The sequence below is a fragment of the Staphylococcus sp. FSL K6-3157 genome (assembly GCF_038005145.1).
Taxonomy (GTDB): domain Bacteria; phylum Bacillota; class Bacilli; order Staphylococcales; family Staphylococcaceae; genus Staphylococcus; species Staphylococcus equorum.
Genome location: NZ_JBBOSM010000001.1, coordinates 1,682,476 through 1,702,483, shown reverse-complemented (window position 1 = coordinate 1,702,483; position 20,008 = coordinate 1,682,476). Strand labels below are relative to the sequence as shown.

Here is a 20,008-nt window from a genome sequence, read left to right as displayed (position 1 = left end):
ATTATTTATTTAGAAAAATATAATTCATTAAGTCTTAAGCGTTTTAAAAGTTAAAGAGGATAAATAAAAAATAAACGAATTTTAATCGTTTTTAGTGATCTAAACGTGGTGTCTAAAATAAATTGAAGTATATTACTAAATAATGTTGTAAAATTAAAGTTAATGAGATAATAATGACATTATTTTATTTATATCGTTATAGGTGACGTGTTATGATTTTAAAGTCAAATAACAGAAGATGAAATTAAAGCACAAGTGTAAAATTAAAACTTTTAATTAAATAGAACGTAAATAGAGAAAGGTGATATATATGGTAATTCAATGGTATCCAGGCCACATGGCTAAAGCAAAAAGAGAAGTATCCGAAGAGTTAAAGAAAGTAGATGTAGTGTTTGAACTTGTAGATGCACGTATCCCTTACAGTTCAAGAAATCCAATGATAGATGAAGTAATACAACAAAAACCACGTGTAGTCATTTTAAATAAAAAAGATATGGCAAATTTAAAAGAGCTAGTAAAATGGGAAAACTATTTTAAAGGGAAGGGTTTTTATCCTGTAGCTATTGATGCAAAACACGGCAAGGGTTTAAAACTCGTAGAGCAAGCAGCAATAAAAGCAACAACAGAGAAGTTCGAAAAAGAAAAGCAAAAAGGATTAAAACCACGTGCTATTAGAGCGATGATTGTTGGTATTCCTAACGTTGGAAAATCAACATTAATTAATAAATTAGCAAATAAATCTGTCACTAAAACAGGTAATACGCCAGGCGTAACAAAACAACAACAATGGATTAAAGTAGGGAAATCGTTACAATTGTTGGATACGCCAGGTATTTTATGGCCTAAATTTGAAGACCAATTAGTTGGAAAGAAATTAAGTATCACTGGAGCTATCAAAGATAGTATTGTGCATTTAGATGAAGTAGCAATTTATGGTTTAGAATTTATGAAAGCACACGACTACGAAGGGTTAAAAGAACATTACAAAGTCGATGTGCCAATCGATGCAGAGAACCTAGAGTGGTTTGATGCTATAGGGCGCCGTCGTGGATTATTAAGACGTGGTAATGAAGTTGACTATGAAGCGGTTATTGATCTAGTTATACATGAAGTGAGAAATGCCAGAATCGGCACTTACACTTTTGATATCGCTAGTGAAATGGACGTGTAAATATATTATGAGTCAAACCATTCAACAAATTAAATTATTGTTACAAGATATTCATTCGTTAGAAACTTTAAAGAATCATTCTGTTAATGACGATGATCGTAAAGGTGTACAAAACGCAATTGTTTCTAGAAGAAAACAATTGGAAAAAGTTCAAAAATTACTAGAAAATTATAAAGAGATGTCTCATTATGAAAATGAAATACTATCTGATGATGACAAAGCGTTAGTTTGTGGCATAGATGAGGTGGGAAGAGGGCCATTAGCTGGTCCTGTTGTTACTTGCGCAGTTATTTTAAATAAAGATCACCATTTCACAGGTTTAAATGACTCAAAACAACTCTCTGCAAAGAAAAGAAATATTTTGGAAGAACAATTGCTATCAGAAGTATATGCATATGCGTATGGTGTGGCAACAGTTGAGGAAATAGATCAAATTAATATTTATGAAGCAACTAAATTGGCAATGATAAGAGCAGTTGAGGCTTTATCTGTTAAGCCTACACATTTACTGATAGATGCGATGACACTAGATGTAGATATTCCTCAAACATCCTTAGTTAAAGGAGATGCTAAAAGCGTATCTATAGCAGCAGCAAGTGTATTAGCCAAAGAACATAGAGATAGATATATGCGCGAACTTGCAGTTAAACACCCAGGTTACGGTTTCGAAAAAAATGTTGGGTATGGTACTCAACAACATTTAGATGGTATTAGTCAACACGGCATAATAAATGAACACAGAAAAACTTTTGAACCAATTAAATCACTTTCAAATTAATGGTAAAAAACAAAAGATTTAAATAACTGGGCTAAATGAGTTTACAACAGCGCTTACATTTCATATAATTAGTTATGAACTTAACCTAAGAAACAGGAGGATGGAGAATGAATATCCACGAGTATCAAGGTAAAGCATTATTTCGTACTATGGGCGTTGCTGTCCCAGAAGGACGCGTAGCGTTCACTGCTGACGAAGCGGTAGAAAAAGCAAAAGAATTAAATTCAAAAGTATATGTGGTAAAAGCACAGATTCACGCTGGGGGTAGAGGTAAAGCAGGTGGAGTTAAAATTGCTAAATCACTATCTGAAGTTGAAACTTACGCTAAAGAATTATTAGGTAAGACGCTTGTAACACATCAAACTGGTCCTGAAGGTAAAGAAATTAAACGCCTTTACATAGAAGAGGGCTGCGATATTCAAAAAGAATATTATGTTGGATTTGTAATTGATCGTGCGACTGACAGTGTTACTTTGATGGCATCAGAAGAAGGCGGAACTGAAATTGAAGAAGTTGCTGCTGAATCACCTGAAAAAATATTCAAAGAAACTATTGATCCTATTGTTGGTTTAGCACCATATCAAGCTAGAAGAATCGCTTTTAATATTAATATTCCAAAAGAATCAATTAATAAAGCAGCTAAATTTTTAGTTTCACTTTATAATGTTTTCATCGAAAAAGACTGTTCTATTGTAGAAATTAACCCATTAGTAACAACTAATGATGGTGATGTTTTAGCATTAGATGCCAAAGTTAACTTTGATGATAATGCATTATTTAAACATAAAGATATCCAAGAATTACGCGATTTAGAAGAAGAAGATCCAAAAGAAATCGAAGCTTCTAAGTACGATTTATCATATATTGCATTAGATGGAGATATCGGTTGTATGGTAAATGGTGCTGGTTTAGCTATGGCAACTATGGATACAATTAACCACTTTGGCGGCAACCCGGCAAACTTCCTAGATGTAGGGGGCGGTGCAACTAAAGAAAAAGTTACTGAAGCATTTAAAATCATTTTAGGTGATGACAACGTAAAAGGTATTTTTGTTAATATCTTTGGTGGAATCATGAAATGTGACATTATTGCTGAAGGTATCGTTGCTGCAGTTAAAGAAGTAGAACTTACTTTACCGCTTGTTGTACGTTTAGAAGGTACAAATGTTGAAAAAGGTAAAGAAATTCTTAAAGATTCTGGTTTAGCAATTGAATCAGCTGCAACTATGGCAGAAGGCGCACAAAAAATCGTAAAACTTGTTAAAGAAGCGTAGGAAAGGATGGGAGCACTAAGATGAGCGTATTTATTGATAAAAATACAAAAGTAATTGTACAAGGTATCACAGGGTCAACTGCCCTTTTCCATACAAAACAGATGCTTGAATATGGTACACAAATTGTTGCTGGGGTAACACCAGGTAAAGGCGGACAAGTAGTAGAAGGTGTACCAGTATTCAACACAGTTGAAGAAGCACAAAAAGAAACAGGTGCTACAGTATCTGTTATCTATGTACCTGCGCCATTCGCAGCAGATGCAATTTTAGAATGTATAGATGCAGAATTAGATTTAGCTATCTGTATTACAGAACATATTCCAGTAATTGATATGGTTAAAGTTAAACGTTACTCAGAAGGTAAAGAAACACGTGTTATTGGACCTAACTGTCCGGGTGTTATTACTGCTGATGAATCTAAAATTGGTATTATGCCAGGCTATATTCATAAAAAAGGTCACGTAGGCGTAGTATCTCGTTCAGGTACTTTAACTTATGAAGCTGTACACCAATTAACTGAAGAAGGTATTGGTCAAACAACAGCTGTAGGTATCGGTGGCGATCCAGTCAATGGTACAAACTTTATTGATGTGCTAAAAGCATTTAATGAAGATGATGAAACAAAAGCAGTCGTTATGATTGGTGAAATCGGTGGAACAGCAGAAGAAGAAGCTGCTGAATGGATTAAAGCTAACATGACTAAACCTGTAGTAGGTTTCGTCGGAGGACAAACAGCCCCTCCAGGTAAACGTATGGGCCATGCCGGTGCGATTATTTCAGGTGGTAAAGGTACTGCTGAAGAAAAAGTTAAAACACTTAACAATTGTGGTGTTAAAACTGCAGACACACCATCAGAAATTGGTACAACATTAATTGATGCCGCTAAAGAAGCAGGCATTTATGAGCAATTATTAACTGTAAAACAATAATTGTATTGTACAAACCCAGCACAAATTCCGAAAATATGTCGGGGTTTGTGCTATTTTAAGTATTCAAACATTTTAGATAAAATAATACTTGCGGTTGATAGAGATAGATGTTCTTTTCTTATCAACCGTTTTTTTGTTGTATAAAATTTTTATGATTTATAAAACTGAAAAATTCAATTTGTAGAAGAGGTGTTTTATGTTGAATAATCTTAATTTTATAACACTTGTTATATCTACTTTTATAATAGTAGAAAAACGATTGGAAATTTGTAGAGCTTAGCTAAAAGTAATACATACATAAATTTTATTTTAGTCATTAAAATATAAGGTAATTCTAGTTTGAAGTGAATTTAAAATAGAGAATTACTCCTTAAAATCTTGTTACTTTTCACTAGAAAAAGATGTGGTTTTGTAATCTAAACCATTGCTGTTTTCCATTATAATTGAGGTGAAAAGGAGAATCATTATGAGAGAAGACCAATATTTAAAACTACGTTTTTCAGGTTTAACAACACATCAAATGCATCAACTGTTAAGGTATAATTCTAATTTTTTAGACTATAATCAAGTGGAACAAAATCAACTACTCAAACAATTTTTAAGTACATTAAAAACAAAGAGAAAAGCAGAAATTTATGAGCAATATCTAAATATAGAAGTTAAAAACATATTAACGACGTTACGACAATGGAATTTAAAGTACATTTCAATAGAGCAGTCTTCATATCCCATATTACTTCGTGAAATCTATGAACCACCACTCATCCTTTTCTACAAAGGAAAGCTATCTTTAATGCAATCTCCTCAAACTCTTGCTATTATAGGGTCAAGGCATGCGACAGAATATAGTCAAAAAGCATTGAACATTCTTTTTCCTTCATTTAAAAAAGAAAACTTAACTATAATCTCTGGCTTAGCTAAAGGCGCAGATAAAATGGCACACGAACTCGCTCTATCAATGAACATGTCTGCAATTGCAGTACTAGGTTTCGGCCATTTACAACATTATCCAAAAGAAACATTTGAAATTAGAAAACGATTAGAAATCGAAGGACTTGTAGTAAGTGAATACCTTCCTTTTCAAAGACCGCAAAAGCATCATTTTCCTGAACGTAATAGAATAATAAGTGGATTGTCAAAAGGTATATTGATTACAGAATCTAAAGCAAATAGTGGAACATGTATTACAACGAATTTTGCCCTAGAACAAAATAGAGAAGTATACATACTACCAGGTTCTATCTTTAATCCGATGACTGAAGGGAATTTATTAAGTGCTCAAGAGGGAGCGAAAATTGTATTAAAAGCAAGTGATATATTAATAGATTATAATTGAAATTTATTTGAATCTAATGGACATTAAATGGAAGTTTATTAATGAAAGAAAAGGCATTTTATAATTATGAAATTACGATGACATTTGTTTTGTTTTTTTAGTCAATATTTTGAGAAATCCAGGCAACTTAAAATTAAAAACATTGACAAAAACAAAATAGACCGTTTATCATTTATCTTTGTAATTAGAAATGCAAGGGGGTAACTACTTTGACAGAAAATTTAGTCATAGTTGAATCGCCTGCAAAAGCTAAAACCATTGAAAAATATTTAGGTAAAAAATATAAAGTTATCGCATCTATGGGGCATGTTAGAGACTTGCCACGTAGCCAAATGGGCGTAGATGATGAAAATGATTTTGAACCAAAATATATTACGATACGCGGCAAAGGTCCAGTTGTTAAAGAACTTAAAAAACATGCTAAGAAAGCAAAAAAAATATTCTTAGCGAGTGACCCTGACCGTGAAGGTGAGGCAATTGCTTGGCATTTGGCGAACATATTAAATTTAGAAGAATCAGTAGAAAATAGAGTAGTATTTAATGAAATAACAAAAGATGCCGTGAAAGATAGCTTTAAACATCCTAGAGGCATAGAAATGAATCTTGTTGACGCTCAGCAAGCGAGACGTATATTAGACCGTTTAGTTGGTTATAATATTTCGCCAGTATTGTGGAAAAAAGTTAAAAAAGGTTTGTCAGCTGGACGTGTCCAATCAGTAGCTCTTAGATTAGTTATTGATCGTGAAAATGAAATAAGAAACTTTAAACCTGAAGAATATTGGAAAATTGATGGTGAATTTAGATATAAGAAATCCAAATTCAATGCCAAATTCCTTCATTTAAAAAACAAACCATTTAAGTTAACGAATAAAGATGATGTAGAAAAAATTACAACACAGTTAGATGGAGATCAGTTTGAGGTAACGAAAGTAACGAAAAAAGAAAAAACACGTTATCCAGCTAATCCATTTACAACATCAACATTGCAACAAGAAGCTGCGCGTAAATTAAACTTCAAAGCCCGAAAAACAATGATGCTAGCGCAACAATTGTATGAAGGTATTGATTTGAAACGACAAGGCACAGTCGGTTTAATCACATATATGCGTACAGATTCAACAAGAGTTTCTGAACAAGCTAAATCTGAAGCGAAAAGTTATATTGAAGAAACATATGGTAATAACTATTTGTCAAATCGTAAAGCTAAAGGACAACAAGGCGATCAAGATGCCCATGAAGCAATCAGACCATCTGGAACATTGCGTACACCAAATGAAATGAAAAATTATTTAACACGTGATCAACACAGATTATACAAATTAATTTGGGAACGTTTTGTAGCAAGTCAAATGGCACCTGCGATTCTAGATACTGTTGCTATGGATTTAACACAAAATGATTTGAAATTCCGTGCGAACGGACAAACGATTAAGTTTAAAGGGTTCATGACATTATACATTGAAACTACAGACGACGATGAAGGCGGTAAAGAAAATAAATTACCTAAAATTGAAGAAGGCGAAATGGTTACAGCAACTAATATTGAACCTTCTCAACATTACACACAACCACCACCGCGTTATACTGAAGCGCGTTTAGTAAAAACAATGGAAGAATTGAAAATTGGACGACCATCAACGTATGCACCGACAATTGATACAATACAAAAGAGAAATTATGTAAAAAATGAAAGTAAGCGATTTGTTCCAACTGAACTAGGTGAAATCGTTCATGAACAAGTGAAGGATTATTTCCCTGAAATCATTGATGTCGACTTTACTGTAAACATGGAGACATTATTGGATAAAGTAGCTGATGGCGAAATTCCTTGGAAAAAAGTAATTCGTGATTTTTATAGTAGCTTTAGCCAAGATGTTGAACGTGCAGAAGAAGAAATGGAAAAAATTGAAATTAAAGATGAACCAGCTGGAGAAGATTGCGAACTATGTGGATCACCAATGGTAATTAAAATGGGACGCTATGGTAAATTTATGGCATGTTCTAACTTCCCAGACTGTCGTAACACGAAAGCAATTATCAAAACGATTGGCGTGACTTGTCCTAAATGTAAAGAGGGCGATGTCGTTGAACGCAAATCTAAAAAGAACCGTATTTTCTTCGGCTGTTCAAAATATCCTGAGTGTGACTTTGTTACATGGGATAAACCTGTAGGTCGCGATTGTCCTAAATGTGAACAATATCTTGTTGAGAAAAAACAAGGACGTAAAAGTCAGGTTATTTGTTCAAACTGTGATTATAAAGAAGAACTGCAAAAATAAACAATCATATCATTTATTAATTATTGCGTAATTCAAACGTACATTACGAATATTGTTAATAATTCTATAAGCAACTAACGACACATATTTATAATGTAGACAGATATATCTATAATTATGATATGATGTCGTAGTTGCTATTTTTAATGTATTGGAGGAAATTAAATGACTCAAACTGTCAATGTTATCGGGGCTGGTCTAGCCGGTTCAGAAGCAGCATATCAATTAGCTCAAAGAGGGATAAAAGTTAATTTAATAGAGATGAGGCCAGTGAAGCAAACACCAGCACATCATACTGATCAATTTGCAGAGTTAGTTTGTTCAAACTCATTACGTGGCAATGCATTAACAAATGCAGTGGGTGTTCTTAAGGAAGAAATGAGACGCCTTGATTCACTTATTATTAGTGCAGCAGATAAAGCAAGAGTACCAGCTGGTGGTGCCTTAGCAGTAGATCGACATGATTTTGCTGGTTATGTTACAGAAACTTTGAAAAATCATCCCAATGTAACAGTGTTAAATGAAGAAATTAACAGCATACCTGATGGTTACACTATCATTGCTACAGGTCCATTAACTACAGAAAAATTGGCTGCTGAAATTGTTGAAGCTACTGGTGAAGATCAATTGTATTTTTATGATGCCGCAGCTCCAATAATTGAAAAAGAAAGTATAGATATGAATAAGGTATATTTGAAATCTCGTTATGACAAAGGTGAAGCAGCATATCTGAACTGCCCAATGACTGAAGAAGAATTCAATATATTTTATGATGCATTAATGGAAGCAGAAGTTGCACCAGTAAATGAATTTGAGAAAGAAAAATACTTTGAAGGGTGTATGCCCTTTGAAGTTATGGCAGAACGTGGGCGTAAAACTTTATTGTTTGGACCTATGAAACCAGTAGGGCTAGAAGATCCTAAAACTGGTGAACGTCCATATGCAGTCGTACAATTGAGACAAGATGATGCTGCAGGTACATTATATAATCTTGTAGGTTTCCAAACACATTTAAAATGGGGGGCACAAAAAGACGTTATACGTTTAATCCCTGGGTTAGAAAATGTAGAAATCGTAAGATATGGTGTGATGCATCGAAATACATTTATTAACTCGCCAGATGTGTTGACAGAAAAGTATGAGTTGATAGGTAGAGAAGAAGTTCATTTTGCTGGTCAAATGACTGGCGTTGAAGGTTATGTTGAAAGTGCAGCAAGTGGTTTAGTAGCAGGCATCAACGTAGCTCATAAAATTAAAGATAGAGGCGGCGTAGTATTTCCAAGAGAAACAATGATTGGAAGTATGGCTTATTATATTTCTCATGCTAAAAACGAGAAAAATTTCCAACCAATGAATGCGAATTTTGGTTTACTGCCAACTTTAGAAAAACGTGTTAAAGATAAAAAATTACGTTACGAAAAACTTGCAGACCGCGCGTTATCATATTTAGATAATTATAAGCAAACTTTATAAAATATTCGTGGATATAACCATTTTCTAAAAATTTTGTAAGTTTGACTCAATTTAATAGTTATTTTTCGCAGTCCCCTTCATCAATATGCTACAATTCATATTGATGGAGGGGTTTTTATTGGAAGAAATCCAACAGGCATATTTATTTATGTTAAAAGTTGAACGACAGTTTTCAGAGCATACTTTAAAGTCATACCACGATGATTTAGAACAGTTCAATGTATTTTTAAAACAAGAATATTTAGAGCTATCTGCATTCGAATATAAAGATGCAAGAAACTATCTAAGTTATTTATATTCGAAAAACTTGAAAAGAACCTCAGTTTCTCGTAAAATTTCTACGCTGAGAAGTTTTTACGAATATTGGATGACACAAGATGAAAAAGTTATAAATCCATTTATTCAATTAGTGCATCCCAAGAAAGAACAATATTTACCACACTTTTTTTATGAAGAAGAAATGGAAGCTTTATTTGACACTGTTGAAAAAGACCCGAAAAAAGGTTTGAGAGATAGAGTGATTTTGGAACTTCTTTATGCAACAGGCATAAGGGTTTCGGAGTTAGTCCATATAAAAGAGTCTGATTTAGATATGAATTTACCTGGTGTGAAGGTGTTAGGTAAAGGTGGTAAAGAACGCTTTATTCCATTTGGAGAATTTTGCAAACAAAGTATAGAACGATATTTAGAATTATTTAAACCTAAAATTAAAAATGATCATAATTATTTATTAGTAAATATGAACGGTGCGCCTATCACAGAGCGTGGCGTTCGTTATGTGTTAAACGATGTTGTAAAACGTACAGCTGGCGTAACGGATATTCACCCACATAAATTAAGACATACATTTGCAACACACATGCTTAATCAGGGTGCTGATTTACGTACCGTTCAATCATTGTTAGGTCATGTGAATTTATCAACTACAGGTCGTTACACACATGTTACAAATGAACAATTAAGAAAAGTATATTTAAACGCACATCCTCGTGCAAAAAAGGAGAATTAGATTATGAGTACATCTATTCACGCGACAACGATTTTTGCAGTGCAACATAACGGCCATTCAGCAATGGCAGGTGATGGACAAGTAACACTTGGTGAACAAGTGATTATGAAACAAACAGCACGAAAGGTTAGACGCTTATACAATGATAAAGTTTTAGCCGGATTTGCAGGAAGCGTTGCAGATGCATTTACATTATTCGAAAAATTCGAAACTAAGTTACAACAATTCGGTGGTAATTTAGAAAGAGCCGCAGTTGAATTAGCTCAGGAATGGAGAGGTGACAAACAACTGCGTCAACTAGAAGCAATGCTAATCGTTATGGATGAGGATTCAATCCTTGTAGTAAGTGGTACAGGAGAAGTAATCGCACCAGACGATGCTTTAATAGCAATTGGTTCAGGAGGCAATTACGCATTGAGTGCAGGAAGAGCCTTGAAACGTCATGCCACAAATTTAACTGCAGAAGAAATGGCTTATGAAAGTTTAAAAGTTGCGTCTGATATTTGTGTATTTACAAATGATCAAATCGTAGTTGAAAAATTATAAAAATTGAAACTAAAAAAGCACAATGAAAAATAAAAATGTATAATTGTAAAAATTTAGGATATAGTAATAATAAATAAATTTACAAATAATTTTTAGAATAATTGAAATCAAAATTACGGAGGTAATTTATCTTATGGAAACGACTGGCATTAAATTAACACCAAAAGATATCGTTTCAAAATTGAATGAATACATTGTTGGGCAAGATGATGCAAAGCGCAAAGTAGCAATTGCCTTAAGAAATAGATATAGACGAAGTCTTTTAGCTGAAGAAGCTAAACAAGAGATTGCACCCAAAAATATTTTAATGATCGGACCAACAGGTGTAGGTAAGACGGAAATAGCAAGAAGAATGGCTAAAGTTGTAGGTGCACCTTTTATAAAGGTCGAAGCAACTAAATTTACAGAAGTAGGCTACGTAGGTCGAGATGTTGAGAGCATGGTAAGAGATTTAGTTGACGTAGCTATTAGACTAGTTAAAGAACAAAAGAAATCTTTAGTTGAAGAAGAAGCGAAACAAAAAGCAAATGAAAAATTAGTAAAACTTTTAGTACCTAGCATGAAGCAAAAAGCGAATAATACGAATAACGGTGGGAATAACCCTCTAGAATCACTATTTGGTGGTTCGATGCCAAACTTTGGTCAGAATAATGATGAAGAAGAGGATACACCTACAGAAGAAATCAAGACAAAGCGTTCTGAAATTAAACAACAATTGTTGAATGGTGAACTAGAAGAAGAAAAAGTAAGATTAAAAGTAGAACAAGACCCAGGTGCTATGGGCATGTTAGGCGCAAATCAAAATGAACAAATGCAAGATATGATGAAACAACTCATGCCTAAGAAAAAAGTTGAACGAGAAGTTCCTGTACAAACAGCGCGTAAAATATTAACGGATCAATTTGCCGACGAACTGATTGATCAAGAATCAGCAAATCAACAAGCAATTGAACTTGCTGAGCAAATGGGTATTATATTTATTGATGAAATCGATAAAGTTGCAACAAATAATCAAAATTCAGGTCAAGATGTGTCTCGACAAGGCGTTCAGAGAGATATTTTACCAATACTTGAAGGTAGCATGGTACAAACGAAATATGGTACTGTTAACACTGAACATATGCTATTTATTGGTGCTGGAGCATTCCACGTGGCTAAACCAAGTGATTTAATTCCTGAGTTGCAAGGTCGTTTCCCAATTCGTGTTGAATTAGAAAGTCTTTCAGTAGAAGATTTTGTACGAATCTTGACTGAACCGAAATTATCACTTATCAAACAATATGAAGCGCTACTTCAAACAGAAGAAGTGACAGTCAACTTTACCGATGACTCGATTAAACGTCTGGCAGAAATTGCTTTCCAGGTAAACCAAGATACTGATAACATTGGCGCACGTCGTTTGCATACTATACTTGAAAAAATGCTTGAAGATTTATCATTTGAAGCACCAAGTATGCCCAATGCGGTTGTAGACATCACACCACAATATGTTGATGATAAGTTGAAATCAATTTCAACAAACAAAGATTTAAGTGCATTTATTTTATAATATAAATAAAAAGGAGAAGGAATATGAGCTTATTATCGAAAACTAGAGAATTAAATACACTTTTGCAAAAGCACAAAGGTATTGCCGTTGATTTTAAGGATGTAGCACAAACAATAAGTAGTGTAACAGTGACAAATGTATTTATTGTGTCTAGAAAAGGAAAGATTTTAGGGTCAAGCTTAAACGAATTGTTGAAAAATGATCGTATTATACAAATGCTTGAAAATAGACATATCCCTAAAGAATATACGGATAAACTAATGGATGTTAGAGAAACACAATCTAATATTGATATTGAAAACGTATTATCTGTGTTCCCACCAGAAAATAAAGATTTATTCAAAATTAGCCGAACTACAATTTTTCCAATTTTAGGTGGCGGTGAAAGATTAGGTACTTTAGTACTTGGACGTGTTCAAGAAGATTTCTCTGAGAATGATTTAGTTCTTGGTGAATATGCTGCCACAGTTATTGGCATGGAAATATTACGTGAAAAACATAGTGAAGTTGAACAAGAAGCAAGAGACAAAGCTTCTATTAGCATGGCAATTAATTCTTTATCATATTCTGAAAGTGAAGCAATCGAGCATATCTTTGAAGAATTAGGCGGTAAAGAAGGATTACTTATTGCATCAAAAGTTGCTGATAGAGTAGGTATCACACGTTCAGTTATTGTTAACGCTTTGCGTAAACTTGAAAGTGCTGGTGTTATTGAATCACGTTCTTTAGGAATGAAAGGTACATTTATTAAAGTGAAAAAAGAAAAATTCTTAGATGAGCTAGAAAGAATTAAATAATCAATACGTAAATTAATTTAAAAATATATCATCAAAAAGAGCGTCTAAATCATAAGACTTTTAGATGTTCTTTTAATGTGTGAAATAGTAATGTGAAAGTATTGCTTTATAAATACAAATATGATATATTTATTCACGGCTATGAAGCCAATACGCACACAAAAAGTGCAAGTATAAAGGGTGCGATATTTAGTTATCGTGTTTATATGAGCTTTTTGTGGAGGTAATAAACCAATAGGAGGATTTTAATTATGGCAGTAATTTCAATGAAACAATTACTAGAAGCAGGCGTTCACTTTGGTCACCAAACACGTCGTTGGAACCCAAAAATGAAAAGATACATTTTCACTGAAAGAAACGGTATTTACATTATCGATTTACAAAAAACAGTGAAAAAAGTAGAAGAAGCTTATAACTTCATTAAACAAGTATCAGAAGATGGCGGAAAAGTTTTATTCGTTGGTACGAAAAAACAAGCACAAGACTCAGTGAAAGCTGAAGCAGAACGTGCGGGTCAATTCTATGTAAACCAAAGATGGTTAGGTGGAATCTTAACTAACTATAAAACAATTTCTAAACGTATCAAACGCATCTCTGAGATTGAAAAAATGGAAGAAGATGGCTTATTCGAAGTATTACCTAAAAAAGAAGTTGTAGAACTTAAAAAAGAATACGACCGTTTAATCAAATTCTTAGGCGGAATTCGTGATATGAAATCAATGCCTCAAGCATTATTTGTAGTTGACCCTCGTAAAGAGCGCAACGCAATTGCTGAAGCACGCAAATTACACATCCCTATCGTTGGTATTGTGGATACTAACTGTGATCCAGATGAAATTGATTACGTTATCCCAGCAAATGATGATGCTATTCGTGCCGTTAAATTATTAACTGGTAAAATGGCAGATGCGATCTTAGAAGGTCAACAAGGTGTATCTAATGAAGAAGTAGCAGCAGAACAAAATATTGATTTAAAAGAATCAAAAGAAGCTACTGAAGCAGGAACAACTGAAGAAAACACTTCTGTTGAATCAAACTAAGAATAATGTAAAATGGGTGATAAGATATTCAAGCTTATCACCCTTTTTTAAAAACAAATATATTAAAATTCATTAAATAATGGAGGAATATGAAATGGCAATTTCAGCTAAACTTGTAAAAGAATTACGTGAAAAAACTGGTGCAGGTATGATGGACTGTAAAAAAGCTTTAACAGAAACTGATGGTGACATCGACAAAGCTATTGATTACTTACGTGAAAACGGTATTGCAAAAGCTGCTAAAAAATCTGACCGTATTGCGGCAGAAGGTTTAGTTCATGTTGAAGAAAAAGGCAATGAAGCAGCAATTGTAGAAATTAATTCAGAAACTGACTTCGTAGCTCGTAACGAAGGTTTCCAAGAATTAGTGAAAGAAATTGCTAATCAAGTATTAGAAACAAAGGCTGAAACAGTAGAAGCCTTATTAGAAACTACATTAGCTGATGGTAAATCAGTAGACCAACGTGTTAAAGAATCTATCTCAACTATCGGAGAAAAATTAAGTATCCGTCGTTTTGCTATTAGAACAAAATCAGACAATGATGCTTTTGGTTCTTATTTACACATGGGCGGACGTATCGGTGTGTTAACTGTAGTTGAAGGTTCAACTGATGTCCAAGCAGCTAAAGACGTAGCTATGCACATTGCTGCAATCAACCCTAAATATGTTTCATCTGAACAAGTAAGCGAAGATGAAATCAATCACGAAAGAGAAGTTTTAAAACAACAAGCACTAAACGAAGGCAAACCAGAGAAAATTGTAGAAAAAATGGTTGAAGGTCGTTTACGTAAATATTTACAAGAAATTTGTGCAGTTGACCAAAACTTTGTAAAAGATCCTGATCAAACAGTTGAAGCTTTCTTGAAATCAAAAGGTGGAAAACTTGTTGACTTCTTACGTTATGAAGTAGGCGAAGGCATGGAGAAACGCGAAGAAAACTTTGCTGACGAAGTAAAAGGACAAATGAAATAATTTTTCATAGTTAAAACAAGAAAGAAGACACCTTTGTGCTCCGTATGAAAGATTTACTTTTGTATTGGAAGACCTATTGTGTCTTCTTTACTTGTATCAATTACATATTTTTACAATAGAGAGGATAAGACAATGGCTCAAACTTCTAAATACGATCGTGTTGTTTTAAAATTAAGTGGCGAAGCACTAGCAGGTAACGATGGATTTGGAATTAATCCAATTACGATTAAAAGTGTGGCTGAACAAGTAGCCGAAGTTGCAAAGATGGATTGCGAAATTGCAGTTATCGTTGGCGGAGGTAATATTTGGAGAGGTAAAACAGGTAGTGACTTAGGCATGGATCGTGGTACTGCTGATTATATGGGTATGTTAGCTACGGTAATGAATGCTTTAGCGCTACAAGATAGCCTTGAACAATTAGAATGTGACACACGCGTTTTAACTTCAATTGAAATGAAACAAGTTGCAGAACCATATATTCGTCGTCGTGCAATTAGACACTTAGAGAAAAAACGTGTAGTTATTTTTGCAGCGGGTATTGGTAATCCATACTTCTCAACTGATACTACAGCAGCTCTACGTGCGGCTGAAGTTGAAGCCGATGTTATCTTAATGGGTAAAAATAATGTTGATGGCGTTTACTCTGCTGATCCAAAAGTAGACCCTAATGCTATTAAGTATGAACATCTTACTCATATTCAAATGTTACAAGATGGTTTACAAGTAATGGATTCAACAGCATCTTCATTCTGTATGGATAATAACATTCCGTTGAATGTGTTCTCAATTACTGAAGAAGGTAATATTAAACGTGCAGTAATGGGTGAAAAAATAGGAACAATAATAACAAAATAATTAGAGGTGTATGAGAATGAGCGACATTATTAATGATACGAAATCAAAAATGCAAAAATCTGTTGATAATCTTTCAAGAGAATTAGCTAATATTAGTGCGGGAAGAGCCAACTCCAATTTATTAAATGGCGTAAATGTTGATTACTATGGTGCTCCAACACCAGTTCAACAACTTGCTAGTATCAATGTGCCAGAAGCACGTTTATTAGTAATCGCACCATATGATAAATCATCTGTCGGTAATATTGAAAAAGCAATCAATGCTGCTAACTTAGGCGTGAATCCTTCAAGTGACGGAGAAGTTATACGAATTGTTATTCCAGCATTAACTGAAGACCGCCGTAAAGAGCTTGTAAAAGAAGTTAAGAAAATTGGCGAAGATGCGAAAGTTGCAGTTAGAAATGTTCGTCGTGATTCAAATGATGTACTTAAAAAACAAGAAAAAAATGGCGATATCACTGAAGATGATTTAAGATCACAAACAGATGATGTACAAAAATTAACTGACAACTCAATTAAAGAAATTGATAAATTATTAGAAGAAAAAGAAAAAGATATAATGTCAGTATAAACATGGTAATGATGATTATACTTCTATTCACTCATTAAGGTATATAATTACTTATAGTTAGAGCTTGAAGAAGAGGTATATCATTTATTTATCTGAACTGTATCAAATCAGACTTTGGTACAGTTTTTTTATTTGTTTATTCAATGCACCTATCTATTATGATAAAATGGTAGATAATTGCATCTAGAATCTAATTATAATAAACAGAGATGATCAAGCTCGGAGGAAATACCATGTTTAAAAAGTTAAAAAAGAAGAAAGAAAATCAGTATAAGCAATCCGATATAGATTTGGAAGTACATAATATACCCGAACATGTTGCTATAATTATGGATGGTAATGGTCGTTGGGCTAAACAAAGAAAATTGCCTAGAATAAAAGGTCACTACCAAGGTATGCAAACTGTTAAAAAAATTACTAAAGCAGCTAGTGATTTAGGAATTAAATATTTAACATTGTATACTTTCTCTACAGAAAATTGGACAAGACCTAAAAATGAAGTGAATTACATCATGAACTTGCCAGTTAACTTTTTAAGAACATTTCTACCAGAGTTGATAGAAAATAATGTTAAAGTAGAGACGATTGGTTTTATTGAGCATTTACCAACATCTACACTTAAAGCGATAGATAAAGCAAAAGAAGAAACAAAAAATAATACGGGCTTAAAATTGGTCTTTGCTATAAATTATGGCGGACGAGCCGAAATTGTCCACAGTGTGAAATCAATTTACGACAAATTGACTGCTGAAGGTTTAACAAGTGAAGCAATCACTGAAGAAATGATTAATGAGCATTTAATGACTCATTGCTACCCTGACCCAGATCTTTTGATTAGAACATCAGGAGAGCAACGTATTAGTAATTTCCTAATCTGGCAAGTATCTTACAGTGAATTTTTATTTAATGAAAAATTATGGCCAGATTTTGATAAAGAAGAATTAATAAACTGTATTAAAATTTATCAATCTCGTCAAAGGCGTTTTGGGGGATTATAAGTAGTTAGGAGAATAGTATGAAAGTTAGAACTTTGACGGCAATCATAGGACTTATCATTTTCCTCCCGGTCTTACTAAAGGGCGGAGTTATATTAATGCTGTTTTCGTATTTATTAGCGTTCATAGCATTGAAAGAATTGCTGAATATGAATATGATTAAGTTTTTATCGGTGCCAGGTATCATAAGTGCGTTAGGAATTTTAATTATTATGTTACCTCAAGGTGCGGGTAACTGGGTTAATGATTTACAATTAAAGTCATTAATAGCAATGAGTTTTATTTTATTAAGTTATACAGTGCTTTCTAAAAATAGATTTAGTTTTATGGACGCTGCATTTTGTTTAATGACGATTGCGTATGTTGGTATTGGTTTCATGTATCTTTATGAAACACGATCTGAAGGCTTACACTACATACTATTTGCATTTCTAATCGTATGGTCAACAGATACAGGGGCATATATTTTTGGTCGCTTAATGGGCAAACATAAATTATGGCCTGTGATTAGTCCTAATAAAACAATAGAAGGTTTTGTTGGTGGATTGATTTGTAGTTTAATTATTCCACTTGTTATGATTATGTTTGTGGACTTTAATATTGCAACGTGGATATTATTAATTGTTACGATCATTTTAAGTATGTTTGGACAACTTGGTGACCTTGTTGAATCAGGTTTCAAACGCCATTTTGGTGTAAAAGACTCTGGTCGTATTTTGCCTGGTCATGGTGGTATTTTAGATCGCTTTGACAGTTTTATGTTTGTATTGCCACTATTAAACATCTTGTTAATACAAGCTTAACTACAGATTCAAAGTGATACTATACAATTATATAAACAAAAATAAGGAGTTAATGAGATAAAATAACTGAGTGCTTCAATGCAGTTATTTTATTTATTAACTCCTTTTCACAAGCAAAAATACTTTGTGTAATTACGACTGTACAATGATAAGAATAATGTAAGCGAGTGACTAGAAGACATATTAAAGTTACGTGTGTCACTCAGCATTGTTGTGTTATACTTTTATAATCTAAAGTAAGCAGTTAGTCATAAGAAAATGAATCATATGAATTAATATATGAAGTATGAGCAAACAATTTATTTCGAAAATATGAGGTGTAGCAAAGTGAGTTTTCTAGTAACAATTATTTCATTTATAATCGTTTTTGGTGTCCTTGTCACAGTTCATGAGTATGGACATATGTTTTTTGCAAAACGCGCAGGCATTATGTGTCCGGAATTTGCAATTGGTATGGGGCCTAAAATATTTAGTTTCAGAAAGAATGAAACGTTATATACGATTCGATTATTACCTGTCGGAGGTTACGTACGCATGGCTGGTGATGGTTTAGAAGAACCACCAGTTCAACCAGGTATGCATGTAAAAATAAAATTAAATGACAAAGATGAAATTACGCACATCATTTTAGATGATCAACACAAATTTCAACAAATTGAAGCAATAGAAGTAAAACAATGTGATTTTAAAGATGGCTTATTCATTGAAGGGGTAACATCATATAATCAAGAAAGACAACACTATGCAATAGCTGAAACGTCTTATTTTGTAGAGAATGGTAGTTTAATTCAAATTGCACCTAGAGATCGTCAATTCACATATAAAAAGCCTTATCAAAAATTCTTAACTTTATTCGCAGGACCATTGTTTAATTTCTTACTTACATTAGTATTATTTATTGGTCTAGCATATTATCAAGGTACAGCAACAAATTCAGTTGATGAAGTTGTTAAAGATTCACCTGCTGAACAAGCAGGTCTTAAATCTGGGGACACGATTGTTAAAGTAGGAAGCCATAATATTGATGGTAAAGATGATATTGATAAAGCAGTAAAAGAAATTAAAGATAACAAGACAAAATTAGTCGTCGAACGTAATGGCAACAAGCAAACATTTGATATTAAACCTAAAAAGGTTGAACAAAAAGTAACGAAAACACACTCAGAAACAAAATATTTATTAGGTTATAGTGCAGCGACTGAACACACTATTTTCAAACCAATTGCAGCGGGTGTGGAACAAACACTTAGTGCAGGTAAAATTATTTTCACTGCAATTGTAAGTATGATTGCAAGCATTTTCACTGGAGAATTCTCATTTGATATGTTGAATGGTCCAGTAGGTATATATCATACTGTCGACTCTGTCGTTAAAACTGGTATAATTAACTTGATTTCATGGACTGCTTTGCTAAGCGTTAACTTAGGATTAATGAATTTACTACCAGTACCAGCGTTAGATGGTGGACGAATTTTATTTGTCATTTATGAAGCAATCTTTAGAAAACCAGTAAATAAAAAAGCAGAAACTACAATTATCGCCATTGGTGCCGTATTTGTATTAATCGTTATGGTATTAGTGACTTGGAACGATATTCAGCGTTATTTCTTATAAGAGGGAGAGAAGCATT

18 protein-coding genes are annotated in these 20,008 nt (G+C 33.3%); all 18 read left to right on the top strand.

The window, feature by feature from the left end; genetic code table 11:
• Positions 1-310: 310 nt before the first annotated feature.
• Positions 311-1,171, top strand: coding sequence for a ribosome biogenesis GTPase YlqF (ylqF, locus tag MHB47_RS08170; RefSeq protein WP_002507869.1), 861 nt, complete (start codon positions 311-313; stop codon positions 1,169-1,171).
• 7 nt (positions 1,172-1,178) lie between these two features.
• Positions 1,179-1,949 carry a ribonuclease HII gene (locus MHB47_RS08165; protein ID WP_021338734.1) on the top strand — a complete coding sequence of 257 codons (771 nt, stop codon included), beginning with the start codon at positions 1,179-1,181 and terminating at the stop codon, positions 1,947-1,949.
• A gap of 107 nt (positions 1,950-2,056) precedes the next feature.
• A complete protein-coding gene (gene sucC / locus MHB47_RS08160; protein ID WP_021338735.1) occupies positions 2,057-3,223 on the top strand; it encodes an ADP-forming succinate--CoA ligase subunit beta in 1,167 nt (388 codons plus the stop codon).
• 20 nt (positions 3,224-3,243) lie between these two features.
• Positions 3,244-4,152: a succinate--CoA ligase subunit alpha gene (gene sucD, locus MHB47_RS08155; protein WP_065367410.1), complete on the top strand. Its 909-nt coding sequence runs from the start codon at positions 3,244-3,246 to the stop codon at positions 4,150-4,152.
• 466 nt (positions 4,153-4,618) lie between these two features.
• Positions 4,619-5,488, top strand: coding sequence for a DNA-processing protein DprA (gene dprA / locus MHB47_RS08150; protein WP_340756086.1), 870 nt, complete (start codon positions 4,619-4,621; stop codon positions 5,486-5,488).
• Between the two features lie 209 nt (positions 5,489-5,697).
• Complete coding sequence (topA, locus tag MHB47_RS08145; protein WP_340756084.1) at positions 5,698-7,767, top strand: type I DNA topoisomerase; 2,070 nt, start codon at positions 5,698-5,700, stop codon at positions 7,765-7,767.
• A gap of 165 nt (positions 7,768-7,932) precedes the next feature.
• Positions 7,933-9,240: an FADH(2)-oxidizing methylenetetrahydrofolate--tRNA-(uracil(54)-C(5))-methyltransferase TrmFO gene (gene trmFO / locus MHB47_RS08140; RefSeq protein ID WP_002507863.1), complete on the top strand. Its 1,308-nt coding sequence runs from the start codon at positions 7,933-7,935 to the stop codon at positions 9,238-9,240.
• Between the two features lie 118 nt (positions 9,241-9,358).
• Positions 9,359-10,249, top strand: a complete 891-nt coding sequence (xerC, locus tag MHB47_RS08135; protein ID WP_002507862.1) for a tyrosine recombinase XerC — start codon at positions 9,359-9,361, stop codon at positions 10,247-10,249.
• 3 nt (positions 10,250-10,252) lie between these two features.
• A complete protein-coding gene (gene hslV / locus MHB47_RS08130; RefSeq protein WP_002507861.1) occupies positions 10,253-10,795 on the top strand; it encodes an ATP-dependent protease subunit HslV in 543 nt (180 codons plus the stop codon).
• Between the two features lie 133 nt (positions 10,796-10,928).
• Positions 10,929-12,344: an ATP-dependent protease ATPase subunit HslU gene (hslU, locus tag MHB47_RS08125; protein WP_340756081.1), complete on the top strand. Its 1,416-nt coding sequence runs from the start codon at positions 10,929-10,931 to the stop codon at positions 12,342-12,344.
• Positions 12,345-12,367: 23 nt separating this feature from the next.
• Entirely contained in the window at positions 12,368-13,141 is a 774-nt protein-coding gene (gene codY / locus MHB47_RS08120) for a GTP-sensing pleiotropic transcriptional regulator CodY (protein ID WP_002507859.1), read from the top strand.
• Between the two features lie 251 nt (positions 13,142-13,392).
• The gene (rpsB, locus tag MHB47_RS08115; protein WP_002507858.1) at positions 13,393-14,181 is read left to right on the top strand and encodes a 30S ribosomal protein S2; all 789 of its coding nucleotides are present in this window, start codon (positions 13,393-13,395) and stop codon (positions 14,179-14,181) included.
• Between the two features lie 94 nt (positions 14,182-14,275).
• Positions 14,276-15,154: a translation elongation factor Ts gene (gene tsf, locus MHB47_RS08110; RefSeq protein ID WP_002507857.1), complete on the top strand. Its 879-nt coding sequence runs from the start codon at positions 14,276-14,278 to the stop codon at positions 15,152-15,154.
• A gap of 132 nt (positions 15,155-15,286) precedes the next feature.
• A complete protein-coding gene (gene pyrH / locus MHB47_RS08105; RefSeq protein WP_021338738.1) occupies positions 15,287-16,009 on the top strand; it encodes a UMP kinase in 723 nt (240 codons plus the stop codon).
• Positions 16,010-16,025: 16 nt separating this feature from the next.
• Entirely contained in the window at positions 16,026-16,580 is a 555-nt protein-coding gene (gene frr / locus MHB47_RS08100) for a ribosome recycling factor (RefSeq protein WP_002507855.1), read from the top strand.
• A gap of 233 nt (positions 16,581-16,813) precedes the next feature.
• A complete protein-coding gene (locus tag MHB47_RS08095; RefSeq protein ID WP_002507854.1) occupies positions 16,814-17,578 on the top strand; it encodes an isoprenyl transferase in 765 nt (254 codons plus the stop codon).
• A gap of 17 nt (positions 17,579-17,595) precedes the next feature.
• A complete protein-coding gene (locus tag MHB47_RS08090) occupies positions 17,596-18,378 on the top strand; it encodes a phosphatidate cytidylyltransferase (RefSeq protein WP_002507853.1) in 783 nt (260 codons plus the stop codon).
• 327 nt (positions 18,379-18,705) lie between these two features.
• Entirely contained in the window at positions 18,706-19,992 is a 1,287-nt protein-coding gene (gene rseP, locus MHB47_RS08085) for an RIP metalloprotease RseP (protein ID WP_340756078.1), read from the top strand.
• Positions 19,993-20,008 lie beyond the last annotated feature (16 nt).